Genomic DNA, 19,285 nt, shown 5'->3' with positions numbered 1-19,285 from the left:
ATCCATTTTTTAATTAATTAATTGCCATTTGACTTTCAGATGTTTTTTCCAAAGTCAATAATTTTTTATAGGTCGTATCCATTCCAATTGCACCAAGAGGAGCAGTTATCAAAATTGCAAGAACTGCAATTGACAATACGATTTGCCCGCAAGCTAAGCCCATGGACAAAGGCACAGATCCTATGGCAGCTTGAACTGTTGCCTTTGGCAAATAAGCAATTACGCAAAATAAACGTTCTTTAGCATTCAAATTCGTCTTAACTAGGCAAAGCAAAACGCCGATTGACCTAAAGAAAAGTCCTATAAAAATCATGGCAATAGCAGCTATTCCTGCAGTCATGGTGTAGCGTATATCTACGGCAGCTCCAACCAAAACAAAAAGCAAAACCTCTGCACCTATCCAAAGTTTACCAAATTTTTCTGACAATCTTTTTGATACAAAACTTACACTTCTTATCTTCAAAACGCAAGCCATGCTCACAACTGCAAGTAGGCCTGATATAGGAAGGAAATCTTTTGCGTAAGTTTCTATAGCCATTAACAAAAATGATATCGCCAAAACTATTATAACTTTTCTGCTATTTCTTATATAAGCTCTCCTTTTGTAGGCTCCTTCAAAATATTCTGATAAGACAAAACCTGTCAAAGCTCCAAGGCCTATGCCCAAAACGATTGAAAGTGGGATATTAACAAAATCCATAATTTTAATTTCTCCACCTTGCGCCATGGAAAGGAAAGTTTGAAATAAAACTATTACAAAAATATCATCGCATGAAGCTCCAGCAAGGATCATTTGAGGGATGCTTTTGTCTTTTCCGTAATTATTGTCGATAAGACTTACCATTCTTGGAACTACAACTGCTGGTGAAACTGCTCCCAAGACAGCTCCCATAACCAAAGCGTCAATTCTTGTAATATTTAATAGCTTTGGGGCAAAAATTGCAAAGGCAAAAATCTCAAAACTTGCCGGCAAAAAAGACATCAAAATTGCAGGGCGACCTACTTTTTTTAAATCAGAAAGATCAAGAGAAAGACCGGCCTTGATAAGGATAATTATTAGAGCCATTTTTCGCAAATCTGAAGAAATGGAAAGAATCGATGGATCAAGCAAATCCAAAACAAAAGGCCCTAAAACAATTCCTGTGATAAGCATGCCGATAATTCCCGGCAATTTTAATTTTTGGCAAATGCTAGCTGTAGCAAGGCCTACTAGAAAAATAAAAGCAAGTGACGTTAACATAAATCCTCCAAAATTTTAAAATATTTATCATAGAAAAAAGTCGACAATTTCCACCAAGCAGAAATTATCGACTATATATAAAACTCCTGCAGATAAACAGAAGTCATCAGCTTTTTAAAGCGCTTTGGACAAAGTCGTGGGAGAACCTCATTCCCGAATATTTATACAAATTATTTATACACTTAAAAAGATAAATGTCAATTTTTTTGCCTTAGACTTTGAAAAAATAATTTTTATCTAAAAATCTAATTTATTAACCAAACATGAGCTATCTGATCACTAATTTCATCATAAGACCAAGCTTTTTCGCTTTTTTTAAGGCTGTTAGGATCGTTAACTATAAATTTGCCATCCTGGTAAGAATCTATGACTATAATATGGCCAAAAAGAGTAAATATTCCCCTATTAACTGACACAAGTAAGGGGCCGGAATTTAGGGCGTTTATCATAGAATCTTTGTCAATTGAAATATCGCTTATTTGGTAACCGTATTTGTTAGCTTCATCTGTGAAAAATTTCCATGAAATTCCATCATTTGTCATGTAATTTCTAGCGTCATTTGAAATTTTTTCTGGATTAATTGTAATGTCATTATTTAATCTTGAAAGAATCATTGCCATGGATGTTGGTCCACATCCTGCAAGGCCTATGACAGAATTTCCAAGATCTTTGTAGGCCCATCTATTATCCCACTGAAGAAAATAAGGAGTTTTTCTAGAAAAATCATGGGAGCTTCCATCAAAATAAGAAAAATCTGTGATGCCATTTTTGTAATTATAAACAAATTCTATGGCATCGGAATCATTTCCAGCTAAATATAGCAAAGTATCGTTAAGCGATTCGGAATTTTCGTAAAGCCATCTTGCCTTGTCATTGCCCTTATAAGCTTCTTTTTTTATGTTTTTTAGCAAGATATTTTTATCATCAGTTTTGTAATCTTTGTTGGCAAAATTAAAAGAAAACAACCTTTCAACTTTGTCAATAAAATCTCCCTCATAATAAGCCGTTTCATTGTATCTGGTTTTTAAAAAGTTTACAAGAACAAAAATAAAAAATAATCCTAGTAAAAATTTAAAAAATCTAAATCTTTTTCTTCTTTTTCTCTTCCTTGTCATAAATTTACCTCTTAGTAATGTTCTGTAATATATAATACATCAAAGTTTTAAATATTGCAATAGCAAATTATTAAATTAGAAAAATAAATATTTAAAACTATTTATTTGAAGTTTAATAATATTTAATCTAAGTAAATTTATGGTAAAATACTAATAAATAACTTATAAGGATAATTTAATGGCAAAAATTGATGTAATAATCCCACTATATAACGGTGAAGATTTTATTTTGGACACTATAAAATCTGTAGAAAATAACACTTTTAAAGATTTTAATATCATCGTTGTTGACGATGGCTCAAATGATAATTCTTCAAAAATTGTTAGGAGTTTAGCAAAAAATCACAATAATATTTTTTATTATTACAAAGAAAATGCTGGAGTTTCTTCTGCAAGAAATTACGGTATTGAAAAATCTGATAGTAAGTATCTTTGTTTTCTGGATGCTGATGATCTTTATAATCCTCTGTTTTTGGAAAAGCTGTATGAGAAAATCAGTTTAAAAGATGCAGATCTTTGCCTTTGTGGATATAATCAATTGATTGATGAGAAAATCTACCCTAAAAAAACTAGATTTATAAAAAATGATTTTTTGACCAATTATTTAATAACAAAGAATAAATTTCATATTTCATGCTTTATGATAAAGAGAGATATAATTCTAGCAAATAAAATTAAATTCTATGAGCAGACATCCTATGGTGAAGATATAGAATTTCTTTGTAAAGTAATAAAACATTCTAAAAATATAGAGTTAGTTAAAGAGTATCTAACTTACTATAGGCTAGATCCAGAAAGGGATAGTCTTTCAAGCTTTAGTTTAAAAAAAATTGAAGAAGATGTCGCATACTCCTATAGGCTTTTTTATGATGAAAGATTAAATCTAAACTACAGAGAAAAAAAGGCTCTGATTAATCATAAACTTGTAGGAAGCATTGTAAATAAACTCTTAAATGCTATTGAGATGGGCTATGATTTGGATATCATAAGAGATATATACAAAGCTTACGAGCCAATTATCGCTGATAGGACTAATATATTTACTCTTAGAAGTCTGAAACTCTACCTAAATATAGTGAAATTACAGAAAAAATTAGGGTATGATAAAATATAGGTAAATATAAAGGAGATTTTAATGGAAATTAATGAATTAAAGCCTAAAGATGTTTGGAAATTTTTTGAAGAAATTAGTCAAATTCCAAGATGTTCAGGCGATGAAAAAGCTATTTCAGATTATTTGCTAGATTTTGCCAAAAAAAGAAATCTAGAAGCTCGCCAAGATGAAGCCTTAAATATTGTTATGAGAAAAAATGCAAGCCCAGGCTTAGAAGATAAGGATGTTATCGCCCTTCAAGCTCACATGGATATGGTTTGCGTAAAAGAAGATGATAGCGATCACGACTTTTCAAAAGATCCTATAAAACTAATAGTTGATGGAGATTTCGTGACAGCTGACAAGACAACTCTTGGAGCAGATGATGGAATGGGAGTTGCTTATATTTTAGCTGTTTTTGATGATGACAATCTAAAACATGGTCCACTTGAAGCAATAATTACAACAGGTGAAGAAACTTCAATGGTCGGAGCAAACGCTCTTGATACTTCTGATATCAAAGCAAAATATTTGTTAAATATCGACAGCGAAGAAGATGGAATACTTACTGTTGGCTGTGCTGGTGGTTTAGACTTGGAAATTACTTGGCCAAATGAATTTGAAGAAAAAGAAGATCAAGTCCTAAAACTTGAAATTTCTGGCCTTTCTGGCGGCCATTCTGGAATGGAAATCGATAAGGCAAGACTAAACGCTATTAAAGCCTTGGGCAGATTATTAGTAGATATTAAGGATTTACAAATTTGCGATTTTTCTGCCGGAGTAAAGAGAAATGCCATAGCAGCAAATGCTTGGGCAATATTTACAACAAGCGATAAAGAAAATTCAATAGAAGAAATAAATAAAAGAATTAGTCAAATTTTAAATGAATACAAAGATACCGATCCTAACGCTAAAATCAGCCTAAAAGAAAGCTCTTGGGATAAGGAAGTTTTAAGCAAAGACCTTTCAAAAAATATTATAAACGCCCTCTTTACAATGCCAGATGGTTTAGTAAAAAAACACCAAGGCGAGATAATCACTTCATCAAATCTTGGAATTTTAAATCACGATGAAAACGGAACTCTAGTAAGCCTTATGGCAAGATCTCAAATTGATTCTGCCAAGGAAAATCTTTCTAAAATCGCCATAAAAATTGTAGAACAATTTGCTGGCAAAGCAACAATCAAAAGCTCTTATACCGGCTGGCAAAAAGAAGAAACCAAATTAGAAAAAGTTTTAAATGAAATTTGGAAAGAAGAAAATGGCTCTGATATGGAAATTGCGACAACTCACGGTGGTCTTGAGTGCGGATTATTTAAAGGAACTCTAAAAGATGTAGAGATGATTTCCTTTGGTCCAGAAATTCACGGAGCTCACAGCCCTGCCGAAGAAGTGGATATCAAGTCAGTTGAGAAAAATTACAAGCTTTTAGTGAAGGCTTTAGAAAGAATATAAAAAATAAATCAGCCTGGTTTACCCTTAACCAAGCTGATTTTTTAATTATTTTTAATTGTGAGAATATTCTAGGGATATGAAATTTATAGTATAATTTATTGGATAATCAGCCCCATTAAGCTTGACACCTGAAACATTTATTTCATATTGGCTTCCAGCTTCTCCCGAATAGCCAAGTCCCCAAGATAGGCTGTTTAGATAACCGTAGTTTTTGTAAGAAGTGTAAATATTTTTGCCAGTTTGATAAGCTAAAGTTCTACCAGTCTTTAGGTCTGTCACAGTGATAGTAACATTACTTATATCATAAGCTTCCCCAAAACTTATAGAAAATGGCGTTGTTGAGCTAAAAAATTCACTAACTCCTACATTTGATGGATAAGCGACAAGTTCTGTTGATGTTTTTGGCCAACCTTCTTCTATTACATAGGTAGAGGCAAATCCTCTGTAAGCTCCATAGCCGAAATATTGGGCAAAAGGATTTAGAATCCATCTTCTATGCCCTACTTCGTTTTCATTTTTAGAATCTCCATCTTTTATGAAATTGCTAATTTGGTCAATAATAGAGCTAGAAAATCCACCGTATTGCATATGAAGATTGCTTTTAGAAGTTCCTATAGATCCGTCTCTAAAAATCGGATTGCTTTTATCAAGTGAATTTGGCAAAGCTGGATTGTGGCTGATATTTCCATTTAGATAATTTACAAATGAAGAAGCTTGAGCATAGTAAGATTTTTCCCTATCAGCTTCTACTTCTCTTAGGCCTTGAGCATATCTTATGGTATTTGTGACATGATTTGCATCAAGCAAGGCCTCATCACTTGGCAATCCAGGATTTCCATCATTTATTGATGGCTTTACAGATAGGTAGGTATCCAAATTTGAATCAGCAAGATTTAAGCCTGCAAATTCTCTTTGAGGATTTGCATTTGACTGATAATCTCTCCAATAATTTAAAATTTCTATTTCACTAGGAGAGCTAAAATAAAGACCTGTTGACTTTCTGTCCATATCTTTGATTTTGTATTTTTTGTTAAGCTCAACTTGATTTATCAAATCTTCGCTTTCTTCTAATAAAATTTCTGCACTTTCAACAAGATTAATTAGCTTATTTCTAACATTTCTTATAGTCTGTGGAGTGTTATTTAAAAGCATATAGCAAGATGCTACCCTAACTCTATTTTGAAAGTAAGACTCCTTTAAATCTGCTAAATTATCGCTTTCTTCACCTTCTTCTTTTAATGTAGCAAGAAGACTTTTTGCAGCAATTAAATTCTCGTTAGAGCTTGCAACTTGGTTTTTTAATGTGCCGGCAATATTTTTGATAGTTTCTTTAGAATTTTCTAGCAAAAATTCTGCTGCGGATTTGGAAATTGATGCATTTAAAATGGATTCTTCCAAACTTTTTATTTCTTTTTCGTTGTTTTTCTTGCCCTCAGCTATTATTTCTGGCTCATTTCTTAAATTGACATAAGCGTTTATATCTTGTGCAAAAGATGTTGGAGCAGAAAATAGACCGATTAAAGATAAAGTTAAAATTAATTTCTTAAATATTTTATTTTTTTCCATAAAATTCCTCCAATATAAATAATTATAATATATATTGATTACGTTTGCAAAAATATAGTAAAATATTTTTTTGATTTATCATAATTTCAAAATAAATAAAATTACCTAGTTACCTAATTTTAGGCTTTTATCATGTTTTTTGCCAACAATAGATTATAAATTAGTAAAATCGTCTGGAAAATGTTTGCATTTTTTCAAAACTGTCGTAATATATTTTTATAGAATGTTTAAGGAAAGGAGCTACTATGTACGAGAAAAAAGTCACGCTTACAAATGAGATTGGCTTGCACGCTAGACCTGCATCAATTTTCATAAGAGCCGCTGTTCAATTTCCATGTGATATTATAGTTGAAAAAGACGGAAGAAGTTATAATGCAAAGTCTATCATGTCAATTCTTAGCATGAGTGCTTCTAACGGCGAGGAGCTTACCATTAGAGCTAGTGGTGACAATGAAGAAGATGCTGTAAAAACCTTGGTTGATGTTATAGAAAATAAAATTAATATCTAATAATTTTATACATATATTAACGAGCTTAAGCTCGTTTTTTTTATTTTTAAAAAAGGGTAAAATGAGATAGATACAATGATTGATAATTCCTAGTAAAGTAGTATACTTTATTTGAATTTGATTAACAATAAAAAAAGAGGTAGATATGTCTGAATTATTAAAAATTGAAAATCTTCATGTATCCGTTGGGGATAATGAGATTTTAAAAGGAATAGATTTAAAGATTAACAAGGGAGAAGTTCACGTTGTAATGGGAGCAAACGGCTCTGGAAAATCAACGCTTATGAACTCAATAATGGCTAATCCAATTTATAAAATCACTGAAGGGAAAATTTATTTCCAAGGTGAAGATATAACAAATGAATCTTGCGACAAACGTGCTAGACGTGGAATTTTTATGTCCTTCCAACATCCAGATGAAATTCCTGGAGTAAAACTTGCTGATTTTTTGAGAATTTCAGAAGAACAAATCACCGGCAAAAAACCACAAATAATTTCTTTTTCCAAAAAATTAGAAAAGGAAATGAAAGCTCTTGATCTTGCAGAAGAATATGCAGAAAGATATGTAAATGTTGGTTTTTCTGGTGGAGAAAGAAAAAAATCTGAAATTCTTCAACTAAAAATGCTAAATCCAAAACTTGCCATGCTCGATGAAACCGACTCTGGACTTGATGTCGATGCTGTAAGGATAGTAAGTAAGGGTATTAAGGATTATTTATCCGAAGATAATGCTGTAATAATTATAACTCACCATAGAGAATTACTAGAAAACATCAAAGCTGATTATGTTCATGTTATAAAAGATGGCAAAATTGCTCACGAAGGCGATGATAGTCTTATGGATGAGATTGAAAAACGCGGATATGAATGGGTGTAGATCATGCCAAGTAATAATATTGAGGAAAAATTAAGGGAATTAGATCGTGGTTTTTACGATTTTATAGATGAATTTACCTACGATAAAATAACCGAAAAAGGAATAAATGCAGATATAGTAAATGAAATATCTCGCGAAAAAAATGAACCAGAATGGATGAGACTTAGACGTCTAAAATCTCTAGAAATTTTTAATAAATTAGAAAATCCAAATTGGGGACCAGATTTATCAGAGCTTAAGATGGATGACATAACAGCTTATGTCAAACCAAAAACTGACAAAAAATCAAATTGGGATGCTCTACCAAAAGAAATCAAAGAAACTTTTGATAGACTCGGAATTCCAAAGGCTGAGCAAAAATCTTTAGCAGGAGTTGGTGCCCAATATGATAGCGAGGAAGTTTATTTTTCAATCCAAAAGCACTTGGCAGACCAAGGCGTAATTTTCATGGACTTTGGAACAGCCCTAAAAGAACACGAGGATTTGGTCAAGGAATATTTCCAAAAGGCAATTCCTCCAACCTTGCACAAGTACGCTGCTCTACATGGGGCAGTTTGGTCTGGTGGCTCATTAATTTATGTACCAGAAGGAATTAAGGTAGATATTCCTTTGCAATCATATTACAGATTAAATGCGCCAGGAGCTGGACAATTTGAACATACGATGATAATTGCAGAAGACAATGCAAAAGTTCATTTCATAGAAGGTTGCTCTGCACCAAGATATAACGTTGTAAACTTACACGCAGGATCTGTAGAAATTTTTGTCGGCAAAAACGCCGAAGTTAGATTTTCAACCATAGAAAACTGGTCAAGAAATATGTACAACCTAAATACTAAACGTGCCATAGTTGATGAAGGCGGAAAAGTCATTTGGGTATCAGGTTCTTTTGGATCTAAAGTTTCTATGCTTTATCCTACAAGTATCCTTGCAGGAGAAGGAGCAAGCGCTGAATATACTGGAATTACCTTTGCATCAGATGGCCAATATATAGATAATGGTTGCTCAATGATACATTTAGCTAAAAATACTTATTCGACAGCTCTTACCAAGTCTATCACAGCAGGATCTGGCAAATCAATGACAAGATCTTTTGTGCAAATGAAAAAAAATTCTTCTGGCTCTCGCTCAACTGTAGATTGTGAAAACTTAATGCTTTCGGCAAATGCACAATCTGATACAATACCAGTTCTTGACATTAGAAATGACGATGTGGATTGTGGTCACGAGGCAAAAATCGGTTCAATCGACCAATCACAAATTTTCTATTTAATGAGTCGTGGAATTACAGAAGAAGAAGCAAAATCCATGATAGTTAGAGGTTTTGCAGAGCCTATAAGCAGAGAATTGCCACTTGAATATGCAGTAGAGATGAACCACCTAATTGATATGGAATTAGAAGGAGCAAATGGCTGATGAGTAAACTAAATGAAATGAGAATGTATGCTTGGAACCACACTGGCCTAAACTGGGTAGATGGCGAACATTCTATAAAAGAAAAAAAAGAATACTTAAAAAAATCTGACGAAAATTCCATAGAAGAACTTGAAAATGCCTTCAAAAACTTAGAATACGGCCTAGGCAGAGAAATAAACAAAGAGAATAAAGATTTTAGAAATTACTCTCTTTATAGAAATCTTAGCGGAATAAATAAAACTGAAACAATCGATCTTATTATGGATCAAGAAAATCCTACTTTGCTTTGCGGAGTAGATATAAATCTTAAAGAAAATTCTTCTGCAAGCTTTTTAATAAATGCTTTTGGCAGTGGAGAAAATTTATATATAAATTCACAAATTAGAGTAAATTTAAAGAAATCTTCCAAGGCTAAGATAGTTATTGTCACAAATTTGCCAGAAAAATCAAAAAATCTCCTATCCTTTACTTCAATTATCGGAGAAGATGCATTTTTGGATATTAGCTATATAGAATTAGGCAATGATTATTCGCTTGTAAATATCAAAAACATCTTAAAAGGCGACAGGGCAAAATTAGTCGAAGAAGGAATTTATTTTAAAGAAAAAGATCAATTTTTGGATATTTTGGCAGAAAATGACCATTATGGCAACAAAACCGACTCAGCAACCCTCTTTAATGGAGCCTTAAAAGATAGGGCTAGCAAAAATTGGAAAGGCGTAGTTGATCTTAAAAATGGTTGTCATAAAGCCGATGGCAAAATCGCCGATTATTCTATGATGTTTTCAGATCAAGTGAAAAACAAAACCGCCCCAATCCTACTTTGTAGAGAAAAAGAAGTAGCAGGAAATCACGCTGCAAGTGTTGGTAGACTTAACAAAGAAATGCTATTTTATATTATGAGTCGTGGTTTTGATAAGAAAAAAGCAGAATCAATGATGCTTGAGGCGACATTTGCAAAAACCTTAGACAAAATCGAAGATCAAAAGTTAAAAGATGAATTAAGGAAAAAAGTTCATCAAATGAATACAAGGGATTAATATGGATATAGAAAAAATAAGAGCAGATTTTCCTTACTTAGATAGCAAAAAAGTGGGAAAAGATGTAATTTATCTTGATACTGCAGCTACAAGCCAAAAACCAAAAGAAGTAATAGATGCAGTAGACAATTATTATAAATACCAAAATGCAAATCCTCACAGAGGTGCTCATTATCTATCCTTTGTGGCAACTACTGCCTATGAAAATTCTAGGGATAAGATAAAAGAATATATAGGGGCAAAAAATCGCGAGGAAGTAATTTTTACCAGAAATGCAACCGAAGCTTTAAATCTAATCGCCTATTCCTATGCCTTGGAAAATCTAAAAGCAAATGATGAGATTTTGATAACAATCCTAGAACATCATGCAAATTTAGTTCCTTGGCAAATTGTAGCAAAAAAAACTGGTGCAAAATTAGTTTATGCCTATCTTAACGAGGATTATTCCCTAAATTATGAAGATTTAAAAAATAAAATTAACGAAAAAACTAAAATTGTTTCCTTCACAGGAGCAAGCAATGTGACAGGCGAGATTATAGATATCAAAAAAATTGTAAATTGGGCTCATGAAGCTGGTGCAATAGCAATTGTCGATGGATCGCAACTTACTCCTCACCTAAAAATTGACCTAAGTGACTTAGACTGTGATTTTTATGTTTTTTCTGGCCATAAACTTCTTTCTCCTATGGGAATTGGAGTTTTGTACGGCAAAAAAGCCTTGCTTGAGAAAATGAATCCATTTTTAACCGGTGGAGATATGATCGAATACGTCTACGAGCAAGAAAGCTCTTTTGCTTCTTTACCTTACAAATTTGAAGCTGGTACGCAAAATGTAGGTGGAGCAATAGGCCTTGCAAAAGCCATAGAATATATGGAAAAAATCGGCCTTGATGAGATTTATAAATACGAATCCGACCTAACTCGCCATGCCTATAATTTTATAAAAGATTATCCGCATATAAAAATTTTCTACCCAGAAAATTCCAAAACTGGAGCTGTCCTATCTTTTACCTACGATGATATACATCCTCACGACATAGCTTCAATTTTGGATAATAGTGGTATTGCAGTAAGATCTGGTCACCACTGCGCTATGCCTTTGCACAAATATTTGGGCATAAGCGCAAGCGCCAGAGCAAGCTTTGCTTTTTACAACACAAAAGAAGAGGCGGAAATTTTTGCCAAAGAGCTATTAAATGTTAGAAAGGTAATGGGACTATAAATGAATATGGAAGAAATTTATTCTAGGATAATCCTAGATCATTCAAGAAATCAAGCCAACAAACACGAATTGGAAGATGCTGATATCAAAGAACCAGGCCACAATCCATCTTGTGGAGATGAAATAGTTCTTGAATTAAAAACAGACGGAGATAAAATAGTCGATGCAGCCTTTACTGGTGATGGTTGTGCCATAAGCCAAGCTGCAACAAGCGTTATGTGCGATATGATAATAGGCAAAACAAAAGAAGAAGCCAAAGAACTTGCAGATATCTACATTAGAATGATAAAAAGAGAAGAAATCACAGATGAAGAATTAGAAAAACTGGGAGATGCTGCAGCCTTTATCAATATCCAAAATATGCCACAAAGAGTCAAATGCGCCTTATTAAGCTGGAAAACCCTAGATCAAGTAATATAAAATGAAAAAATTAGAAAATTTAGAATTTTTAACTAGTCTAATAACAGCAGGACTCCTCTACCTTTTGACCTATTTGCAATATAGCAAAGGCAAAAGCTACTGGTATATAATCCTAATAAGCGCCATACTAATGACTGCTAATTCTTATGTAAAATATAAAAAGATAAAAAATATTTAAAAAATCAAAACTACTGGCCAAACTGGTAGTTTTGATTTTTTTTATTAACATTCAATTTTTTCAAATACTGAGCTTGCTGTTTGTTTTAGCACTTCATTTAGACTTCTTATATTTTCTTTGCCTGTACTTTGTAGCCAATTTTGAGCATCTTTTTCGCTTTTTCCAAATTCTTCTACTGCCCCTGACCATGTTGCTCTACCACATAGAACTCCGTTAAATGTTGAGCCTGCTTTTTTGGCAAATTTTAGGGTTTCTTGGAATAATTCTGCGCTTACTCCTCCGCTTAGGAAGATAAAAGGAATCCTTGTTGCCTCTGATTGGTCTTTGAAGAATTTTAGTGCTTCTTTTTTGCTAAATAAAACTTCATTTTCAGCAAAGCCTTCAACATAATTCATATTTACTGGCGCTTCTACTTTTAGGACATCGACCTTGTATCTTTGATCGTCAAAAACTTTCATTGATTCTATTACTTTTTTTGGACGAATTTTTGAGTATTCTAGGCCTTTGGCATCAGCTATATCCTTATCATAGTTAATTATTTCTAGAAAATACGGAAGTCCTAGTGCTTCTGCTTCATAGCCTACTCTTTCCACCCAAGCTTTTTTGATGTCATTTATTCTTTCGCTTTCATCGCAATCGTAATATAGCAAGACTTTTATGGCATTTGCTCCCATTTCCTTTAATCTTAGGCCTGATACTGCCTCTATTAACTTTGGAAGTCTGCCTTCTTCATATTCATCATAGCCAGTTTTTTCATAGCTCATTATAAGACCTGCGTTTTTATCCTTAGCTGTAATGCCTTTTTTGCCATAAATTGGATCTAATAATATTGCTGATGAATATTTTGTTAGTTCTTTTGATACTAATTCTTTAAATTTTCCAATGCCATCGATGTTGTTAAGGTCAGGGTTTGCTTTTGCCATCATTTTTTCCATAGAACCTCTTTGGTCTATGGCAAGAGCCGCTATGGCACCATCTTCGTTTACTAATTGTTTTAAGTTTTGGTATTTTTCTTTGGATATTTTCATTAAATCTCCTCTACTTTTATTTGCTGGTAATATTTGTCAAAATCTTTAATGTTGATGTGGGCAATTTCTTTGTTTAATACATTTAGGAGACCACAATTCATACTCGTCTTTATTATATCAATATCGTTTTTGCCACAACTTATGGCATAGATTGCTCCTGCAAGCGATGAATCTCCACTTCCCACTGGATTTACTGCTTGAACTTTTGGAACACTTGCCTTGTAAATTTTCTTATCAATTTTAACAATTGCTCCATCCTTGCCCAAAGATACTATAATGTATTTTATATCTTTAAAAGGTTTTTCTAATAAAATCCCAGCTAAATTTTCTTTTCTTATTTCAATTTTTAGGACATCTGCTATTTCTTTTTCATTTGGTTTGATTAAATCAGGTTTTATATCTGAATTTATTATTGCTTCTAAAATTTTGCCTGAAGTATCCACAGAAACGAATTTATTATTTTCCTTAGCATAAGCTATTATTTTTTCATAAAAACTAGGGTCAAGTCCCTTTGGCAAGGAACCAGATATATTTATAAATTTACAATCTTTGCTAATTTGATCGAGATTTTTTATAAATTCTTCTTCTTCTTTTTTGCTAATACTTGGTCCTTTTTCAAGGATTTCAGTCTGATTTTTATCGTGCAATATTGCTATACAATTTCTTGTATCTTCTTTTATTTTGACAAATCTCGAATTTTGACCTTTGCTTTGCAGAGTATTTTCTATATATGCTCCCAAAACTCCACCGACAAAACCTGAATGAACGACTTCTTCTCCAAGTTCTTTTAGGACATAACCTACATGAATGCCCTTACCACCAGCATCTTTTACTACTTTGTCAGTCCTATTGACATCGTCAATTTTAAAATCATCTATTTGGTAAGAAATATCGACCGATGGATTGGCTGTAATAGTCAAAATCATCCAAAAACTCTCTTTCCATCAAGAAATGTTGCTTTTAGTCCTAAATTTTCATCTAAAACTATAAAATCTGCTTCATAGCCTACTTTTAATTTTCCGCAAACATCATCTATGCCCACAGATTTGGCAGGAACTAAACTTGCCATTTGAATAGCCTCAAATAAATCGGCCACATCCCAATCTATGAGGTTTTTTACTGCATCTTTTAGTTTTAAAATCGAACCTGCTAGCGATCCGCCTTCTTTTAATCTTGCAGTTCCATCTTTTACGATGACATCAAATTCGCCAAGCTTATAATCTCCCTCAGCCATTCCACCGGCGGACATACAATCTGTTATCAAAGCTACATGATCAGGACCTTTGACATTAATTAATATATTTGCAGCTGCTGGATTTACATGGTGACCATCGCAAATTAATTCGCTTATGGCATCTGTATTCATGGCAGCTCCAACCATTCCCGGATTTCTGTGGTGAAGTCCACTCATGCCATTGAAGGTGTGAACAAAAATATTTGCCCCTTCTTCTACTGCCTTACAGGCATCTTTGTAGCTTGCATCGGAATGACCTAGAGCAACTGCAATTCCCATGGCGTTTGCTTGATGGATAAAGTCAATTGCCCCATCTCTTTCTGGAGCTATGGCGATTTTTTTTACAAGTCCCTTTGATAATTCATTCCATTTTTTAAGTTTTTCTATATCAGGATCTGACATATATTTTTCGTTTTGAGCGCCCTTGTATTTTTCTGTGAAAAATGGTCCCTCAAGGAAAATTCCACGAACTTTTGCCCCTTCAACATCCTTATATTCTTCACCTACTACCCTACAAGCCTCATTTAATTTTTCTGTTGAGTCAGTAAGAGTTGTCGGCAAAAAGCTTGTAACTCCGCATTCCAAAAGACCTTTAGATATAATATTTAAAGCACCTTTTTTTGCATTCATTATATCTTCTCCACGGTAGCCGTGGATATGAGTATCTACAAGACCTGGAGCTATTATTTCTCCCAAATCTTCAAATTCTTCTGGAGGATTTTTTGAAAATGATTTGATTTTTCCATGGCAAACTTCCATATAAAAATTTTCCAAAACTTGATCTTCAAGAACTATATATTTTGCTTTATAAAACATTTTTTCTCCTTGATTTTTTTAAACTTTTATTTGAAATAAAAATTTTCCTAAGCTTAAATTATTTATTTTTCGTATTCGTGGATGCTAACTCCCTTTACAACCCTATTTACAGTTCCGCTTTTTGATGGATTGTCAGGAGTGTTTCCTACTCTAAGGCTTGTAATCAAGCTTATTAACTGAGCAATTACAATATATGGTAATGCAAGGTAGATATCTTCATTTATTTGGTTTTTATAAATTAATTTTTCAAAATCTCCAGCGATTTCTTTATTTGCAATAGCGATTATTCTTTGTGCAATTTTATCAGCATAAGTTTCATCTAAAATATCAAGATCATATTGGCTTGTGTAAGGATTTGATGAAACAAAGGAAACTACAAGGGTTTTATCATTTACAAAAGACTTTGGACCATGTCTAAAGCCCATTGAAGATTCGTATAAACTAGCTACATTACCTGCTGTAAGTTCCAAAATTTTAAGCCTTGCTTCATTGGTTAGCTTATATAATGGACCGCTTCCTAGATAAATAATTCTTTCAAAGTCAAAATCTACGAGCTTTTCTATATTTTCTTTATCAGCTATAATAGCTTGGCAAGTTTTTGCAATACTTTCCACAAGTTCTTTTTTATCATCTCTTTTATCAAAAATCAAAAGGCCTGTCAAAAGCATGGAAGTAAAAGAACTTGTCATGGCAAAGCCCTTGTCATTTGTTCCTTCTGGTTCGATAAAAACAAAAGATTTTTCGTCATCTTTTAGATTCAAAGCTAATTTTCCATCTGGGGCGCATGTTATTGCCATATTATAAAAATCATCAACAATTTGCTCGCCTAATTTTACTGCTGCCAAAGATTCTGGAGAATTTCCACTTCTAGCAAAAGAAACCAACAAGGTCTTTTGATTTTTTGCAAAGTGCAAATATGGGCAAGACACCAAATCAGTAGTTGCAATTGATGAAAAGTTGTAAATTCCAAGGCTTTTTAGATATTCATTTAAGATATTTCCTACATATTCACTTGTACCTGCACCTGTAAAAATTATTTTTACATCAGATCCAACTTTTGCCAAAAACTCTTCTATCTTTTCTTTTCTTTGCTCATAAAGCCTATATACTTCACGCCATTTTTCTGCTTGCTGAAAAATTTCATAGTAGGTGTTGTAAGCATCATTTTTCTCAATATAATCTAAATCTAAATACATATTTCCTCCTTTTAAATTTAATAAAATTAAAAACTCGCCTTAGAACTAAGACGAGCTTTAACTAATTTTCATTGACAATTTTTCTAATGTGCTCTTCAAAAGGCTCTCCGTCCATGGTAACTTCGTTAGTTCCTCCAAAAATATCGACCATAATTTTGAAGAAATTTATAAGAATTGTATCGCCTTTAGCATAATATTCATCAACATGACCAGGGATAAAAATTAGGGTTTTTTCGCTATCCATATCATCTAAGTTCAAATGCTTAACAGGACTTACCATCATATCTACAACTCCCAAGTCTTCCATCATCCACATATTGTTATTCCAAAACTTCTTTGCTTGCTTGGAAACATCGTTAAGACGCTCTCTATTAGAAATTGCTGATAAAACTTTTCTTACATCTTCTTCGTTGAAATTTTCATCATAAATCATTTTTAACTCTGGACGATTTGCAATTCCTCTAATAAAATCTTCGCCGACTTTTTCGCCTTCAGATGTAGCTTGCCAAAAATATAGCATTGTTTCTATTAGTTCATTATTAATTTTTACAGACATTATTCTTCCTCCGTTTATAACAAATTCTACTATAATTTTAACGCAAACAAGCCTTTTCTTCAAGAATAAGCAATTTTTTTACAAAGTGGTTTAATAAAAATCTGTATTCTGATTAAAGATTTTCATATTTGATTAAAAATGTTAATCATTAAGAATATTTTTTAAAATTTAATAAATGATTGCCTGCTTAGCTTTGAATAATAAAACAAATAACTATTAAGAATATATTATAACGTAAGTAAAACAAGGTATTATTCAACTTTTATAATCGAAACTATTAATTATATTAGCTATATTGTCTGTATCTGAAGAATTTATTATCTGTTCTTTAATTGAATTATCTGAAAGAAGAATTGATAAATCTTTTAGTAATTCAATATGTGAATTGTTAGACTCAGGTGCCAATGCAAAAACCAAATAAACAGGATCGTTTACACCTGCGCAGAAATTAATACCTTCCTTAAAAACAGTTAAGGCAACTCCTTGTTTTAATACTCCATCTTCTGGTCTTGCGTGAAACAAGGCTATTCCTGGTGCAAAAACAATATATGGTCCAAATTCTTCTACATAATCAATAATTTTTTTAAGGTAAGTCTCTGTAACATATTGATTTTTTAATAGTAAATTCCCTACTATGTTCCCCGCCTCTCTCCAATTATGGGTGTCATTGTCAATACAAATCAATTCTTTGTTTATCATCATATTTGTTTCCAAACTAATTTGTCCTCTTTCTTTCTATAAGACTAAGAGCTAAGTAGCATGCTAATAATACAGGTATGCCTATAATTGGATTTTTTAATAATAACATTATTATCATTATATCAATGCAGTCATGTCCTACTCCACTAACTCCTGCAGCTGAAAAATCAAAAGTTTTAAAAACTAAAGCTGATAATAATATTAAAAATAAACCATATAAGAATCCAGATATTATAGCACCTCTTTTACCTCCGTTAGCATTTCCTAATATTCCAGCAACTCCACCAGTAAAGAATGCACCAATTATTGATACTAATGGAGTCACATTGAAAATGAAAGATGATAGAAACATTCCTACTATCATTCCTACAACAGCAGAAATAAATCCAAATATTAATGAATTTGGTGCAAGGGCAAATAATACAGGTACATCTAAAGCTGGTCTAGCTCCCGGAACTACTTTATCAGCTATACCTTTAAAAGCAGGTACTATTTCACCTAAGAACAATCTTACACCTTGTAATAAAACTAGAACACCTGCAGTAAATCCAAGTGATTTTAGTATTCCAAAAACTATATAATTTTGACCATTAGAAAGTTCACTAACTCTTTCAGGTCCCGCTGCTATTACTACAATAAGATAAAAAAATAGCATTACAATTTCTACAGATACAGATGTATCAGAAAAAAACTGAAGTTGTTTTGGAAGTTTTATATCTTCTGCAGAATCCTCTTTATTTCCTAAATGTCCGCCTATAAATGATGATGCTCCTGTACCTATGTTAGTTAAATGACCTATTGAAAAAGAATCATTGCCAGTTAAATTATTTACAGATTTTTGAATTATAGATGGAATCATTGTTAATATTAACCCTTGTAAAATAGATCCAAGTATTATTATTGTTAGTTCGTTATAACCTTGTATATATAGGCAATAGGCTATAGCTACAGATGATATCCACATCATGTGACCAGTCAAAAATATATTTTTCAAAGGAGTTATCCTTGCTAATAAAATATTAACTAGAAAGCCAACTCCCAAAATTATGGAACTGGTTGAGGCAACTATTGGGATATTTGCTTGAAGTGAACCTACGACAGCTTCTGAAGAAGTTGCAAATCCCTGAAGATTAAATACTTCTCCAAAAAGTTCGACAAAAGGTAAAATTTCTTGAACTATTAAACCTGCTCCTGTAGATATAATTAACATTCCAAGTGCAGTTTTTATTGTTCCCTCGAAAATTTCACCAAAATTTTTCCCTTGTAATAATAATCCTATTAGAGCAACCATTGCCAAAATAATTGGCGGTGTCTGAATAATATTTAACAAAAAATTAGTCATTATTTTCCTCCATCTAAGTATTCAGATAACTTCCTTTGAATTTCTTTATCATCAAGAATATTATTTACTAAAATAACGTTTTCTAAATCTTCAAATTTTTCCTTAAACTGATTTGTCGTTACAATGATATCTGGGTTTTTAGATCTTACTGTACCAGCATCCCAGTGCTCAACTTTGGCATCTATTCCCAGATTATCGACAGCCTTTTGGATAGTCATTTTTAATATTAAACTAGATCCAACTCCTAATCCACAAACTGCTACAATATTCATTTTTTACTCCT

The 19,285-nt window shown here is 32.5% G+C and carries 20 protein-coding genes and 1 riboswitch; of the genes, 9 read left to right on the top strand and 11 right to left on the bottom strand.

What is annotated here, in order from left to right:
• Positions 1-13: 13 nt before the first annotated feature.
• Together GAN53_RS03310 and GAN53_RS03305 are read right to left on the bottom strand one after the other, a co-directional pair.
• Positions 14-1,240 (bottom strand): cation:proton antiporter, encoded by a 1,227-nt coding sequence (locus tag GAN53_RS03310; protein WP_151409570.1) that lies wholly within the window; start codon positions 1,238-1,240, stop codon positions 14-16.
• A 90-nt stretch (positions 1,241-1,330) separates the two neighbouring features.
• Positions 1,331-1,404, bottom strand: a riboswitch (Fluoride riboswitch).
• Between the two features lie 81 nt (positions 1,405-1,485).
• Entirely contained in the window at positions 1,486-2,355 is an 870-nt protein-coding gene (locus GAN53_RS03305; RefSeq protein WP_151409569.1) for a C39 family peptidase, read from the bottom strand.
• A gap of 178 nt (positions 2,356-2,533) precedes the next feature.
• On the opposite strand from GAN53_RS03305, the gene GAN53_RS03300 reads away from it, so the two are divergent.
• Together GAN53_RS03300 and pepD are read left to right on the top strand one after the other, a co-directional pair.
• Positions 2,534-3,469: a glycosyltransferase family 2 protein gene (locus tag GAN53_RS03300; protein ID WP_151409568.1), complete on the top strand. Its 936-nt coding sequence runs from the start codon at positions 2,534-2,536 to the stop codon at positions 3,467-3,469.
• A gap of 21 nt (positions 3,470-3,490) precedes the next feature.
• Entirely contained in the window at positions 3,491-4,903 is a 1,413-nt protein-coding gene (pepD, locus tag GAN53_RS03295; RefSeq protein WP_151409567.1) for a beta-Ala-His dipeptidase, read from the top strand.
• Positions 4,904-4,954: 51 nt separating this feature from the next.
• Here pepD and GAN53_RS03290 read toward each other — a convergent pair whose 3' ends face one another.
• The gene (locus GAN53_RS03290) at positions 4,955-6,469 is read right to left on the bottom strand and encodes a CAP domain-containing protein (RefSeq protein WP_151409566.1); all 1,515 of its coding nucleotides are present in this window, start codon (positions 6,467-6,469) and stop codon (positions 4,955-4,957) included.
• A 245-nt stretch (positions 6,470-6,714) separates the two neighbouring features.
• On the opposite strand from GAN53_RS03290, the gene GAN53_RS03285 reads away from it, so the two are divergent.
• From GAN53_RS03285 to GAN53_RS09715, 7 genes are all read left to right on the top strand, one after another.
• Positions 6,715-6,978: an HPr family phosphocarrier protein gene (locus GAN53_RS03285; protein ID WP_151409565.1), complete on the top strand. Its 264-nt coding sequence runs from the start codon at positions 6,715-6,717 to the stop codon at positions 6,976-6,978.
• Positions 6,979-7,123: 145 nt separating this feature from the next.
• Positions 7,124-7,855: a Fe-S cluster assembly ATPase SufC gene (sufC, locus tag GAN53_RS03280; protein WP_151409564.1), complete on the top strand. Its 732-nt coding sequence runs from the start codon at positions 7,124-7,126 to the stop codon at positions 7,853-7,855.
• A 3-nt stretch (positions 7,856-7,858) separates the two neighbouring features.
• The gene (gene sufB, locus GAN53_RS03275) at positions 7,859-9,271 is read left to right on the top strand and encodes a Fe-S cluster assembly protein SufB (protein ID WP_151409563.1); all 1,413 of its coding nucleotides are present in this window, start codon (positions 7,859-7,861) and stop codon (positions 9,269-9,271) included.
• A complete protein-coding gene (locus GAN53_RS03270) occupies positions 9,271-10,311 on the top strand; it encodes a SufB/SufD family protein (protein ID WP_151409562.1) in 1,041 nt (346 codons plus the stop codon). Before sufB ends, GAN53_RS03270 begins: the two co-directional genes overlap by 1 nt.
• Before the next feature lies 1 nt (position 10,312).
• Positions 10,313-11,533, top strand: coding sequence for a cysteine desulfurase (locus GAN53_RS03265; protein WP_151409561.1), 1,221 nt, complete (start codon positions 10,313-10,315; stop codon positions 11,531-11,533).
• Positions 11,534-11,953 (top strand): Fe-S cluster assembly sulfur transfer protein SufU, encoded by a 420-nt coding sequence (gene sufU, locus GAN53_RS03260; RefSeq protein WP_151409560.1) that lies wholly within the window; start codon positions 11,534-11,536, stop codon positions 11,951-11,953.
• A gap of 1 nt (position 11,954) precedes the next feature.
• The gene (locus tag GAN53_RS09715; RefSeq protein WP_192574080.1) at positions 11,955-12,131 is read left to right on the top strand and encodes a hypothetical protein; all 177 of its coding nucleotides are present in this window, start codon (positions 11,955-11,957) and stop codon (positions 12,129-12,131) included.
• Between the two features lie 44 nt (positions 12,132-12,175).
• Here the strand turns inward: GAN53_RS09715 and GAN53_RS03255 are convergent, their stop codons facing one another.
• The 8 genes from GAN53_RS03255 to GAN53_RS03220 form a co-directional block, all read right to left on the bottom strand.
• Positions 12,176-13,159, bottom strand: coding sequence for a tagatose 1,6-diphosphate aldolase (locus GAN53_RS03255; RefSeq protein WP_151409559.1), 984 nt, complete (start codon positions 13,157-13,159; stop codon positions 12,176-12,178).
• Positions 13,159-14,085 (bottom strand): hexose kinase, encoded by a 927-nt coding sequence (locus GAN53_RS03250; RefSeq protein WP_151409558.1) that lies wholly within the window; start codon positions 14,083-14,085, stop codon positions 13,159-13,161. The genes GAN53_RS03255 and GAN53_RS03250 overlap by 1 nt, the downstream gene beginning before the upstream one ends.
• On the bottom strand, positions 14,082-15,209 hold the full coding sequence (gene nagA / locus GAN53_RS03245) for an N-acetylglucosamine-6-phosphate deacetylase (protein ID WP_151409557.1): 1,128 nt from the start codon (positions 15,207-15,209) through the stop codon (positions 14,082-14,084). The genes GAN53_RS03250 and nagA overlap by 4 nt, the downstream gene beginning before the upstream one ends.
• Before the next feature lie 62 nt (positions 15,210-15,271).
• The gene (locus GAN53_RS03240; RefSeq protein ID WP_151409556.1) at positions 15,272-16,405 is read right to left on the bottom strand and encodes an SIS domain-containing protein; all 1,134 of its coding nucleotides are present in this window, start codon (positions 16,403-16,405) and stop codon (positions 15,272-15,274) included.
• 61 nt (positions 16,406-16,466) lie between these two features.
• On the bottom strand, positions 16,467-16,961 hold the full coding sequence (locus GAN53_RS03235) for a hypothetical protein (protein WP_151409555.1): 495 nt from the start codon (positions 16,959-16,961) through the stop codon (positions 16,467-16,469).
• A 255-nt stretch (positions 16,962-17,216) separates the two neighbouring features.
• Positions 17,217-17,663 carry a PTS sugar transporter subunit IIA gene (locus GAN53_RS03230; RefSeq protein WP_151409554.1) on the bottom strand — a complete coding sequence of 149 codons (447 nt, stop codon included), beginning with the start codon at positions 17,661-17,663 and terminating at the stop codon, positions 17,217-17,219.
• A gap of 13 nt (positions 17,664-17,676) precedes the next feature.
• On the bottom strand, positions 17,677-19,002 hold the full coding sequence (locus GAN53_RS03225) for a PTS ascorbate transporter subunit IIC (protein ID WP_151409553.1): 1,326 nt from the start codon (positions 19,000-19,002) through the stop codon (positions 17,677-17,679).
• Positions 19,002-19,274, bottom strand: coding sequence for a PTS sugar transporter subunit IIB (locus GAN53_RS03220; protein WP_151409552.1), 273 nt, complete (start codon positions 19,272-19,274; stop codon positions 19,002-19,004). The genes GAN53_RS03225 and GAN53_RS03220 overlap by 1 nt, the downstream gene beginning before the upstream one ends.
• Positions 19,275-19,285 lie beyond the last annotated feature (11 nt).

It is taken from the genome of Anaerococcus sp. Marseille-P9784 (assembly GCF_902500265.1).
Classification (GTDB): Bacteria; Bacillota; Clostridia; order Tissierellales; family Peptoniphilaceae; genus Anaerococcus.
This window is presented reverse-complemented; position numbering and strand designations above follow the sequence as displayed.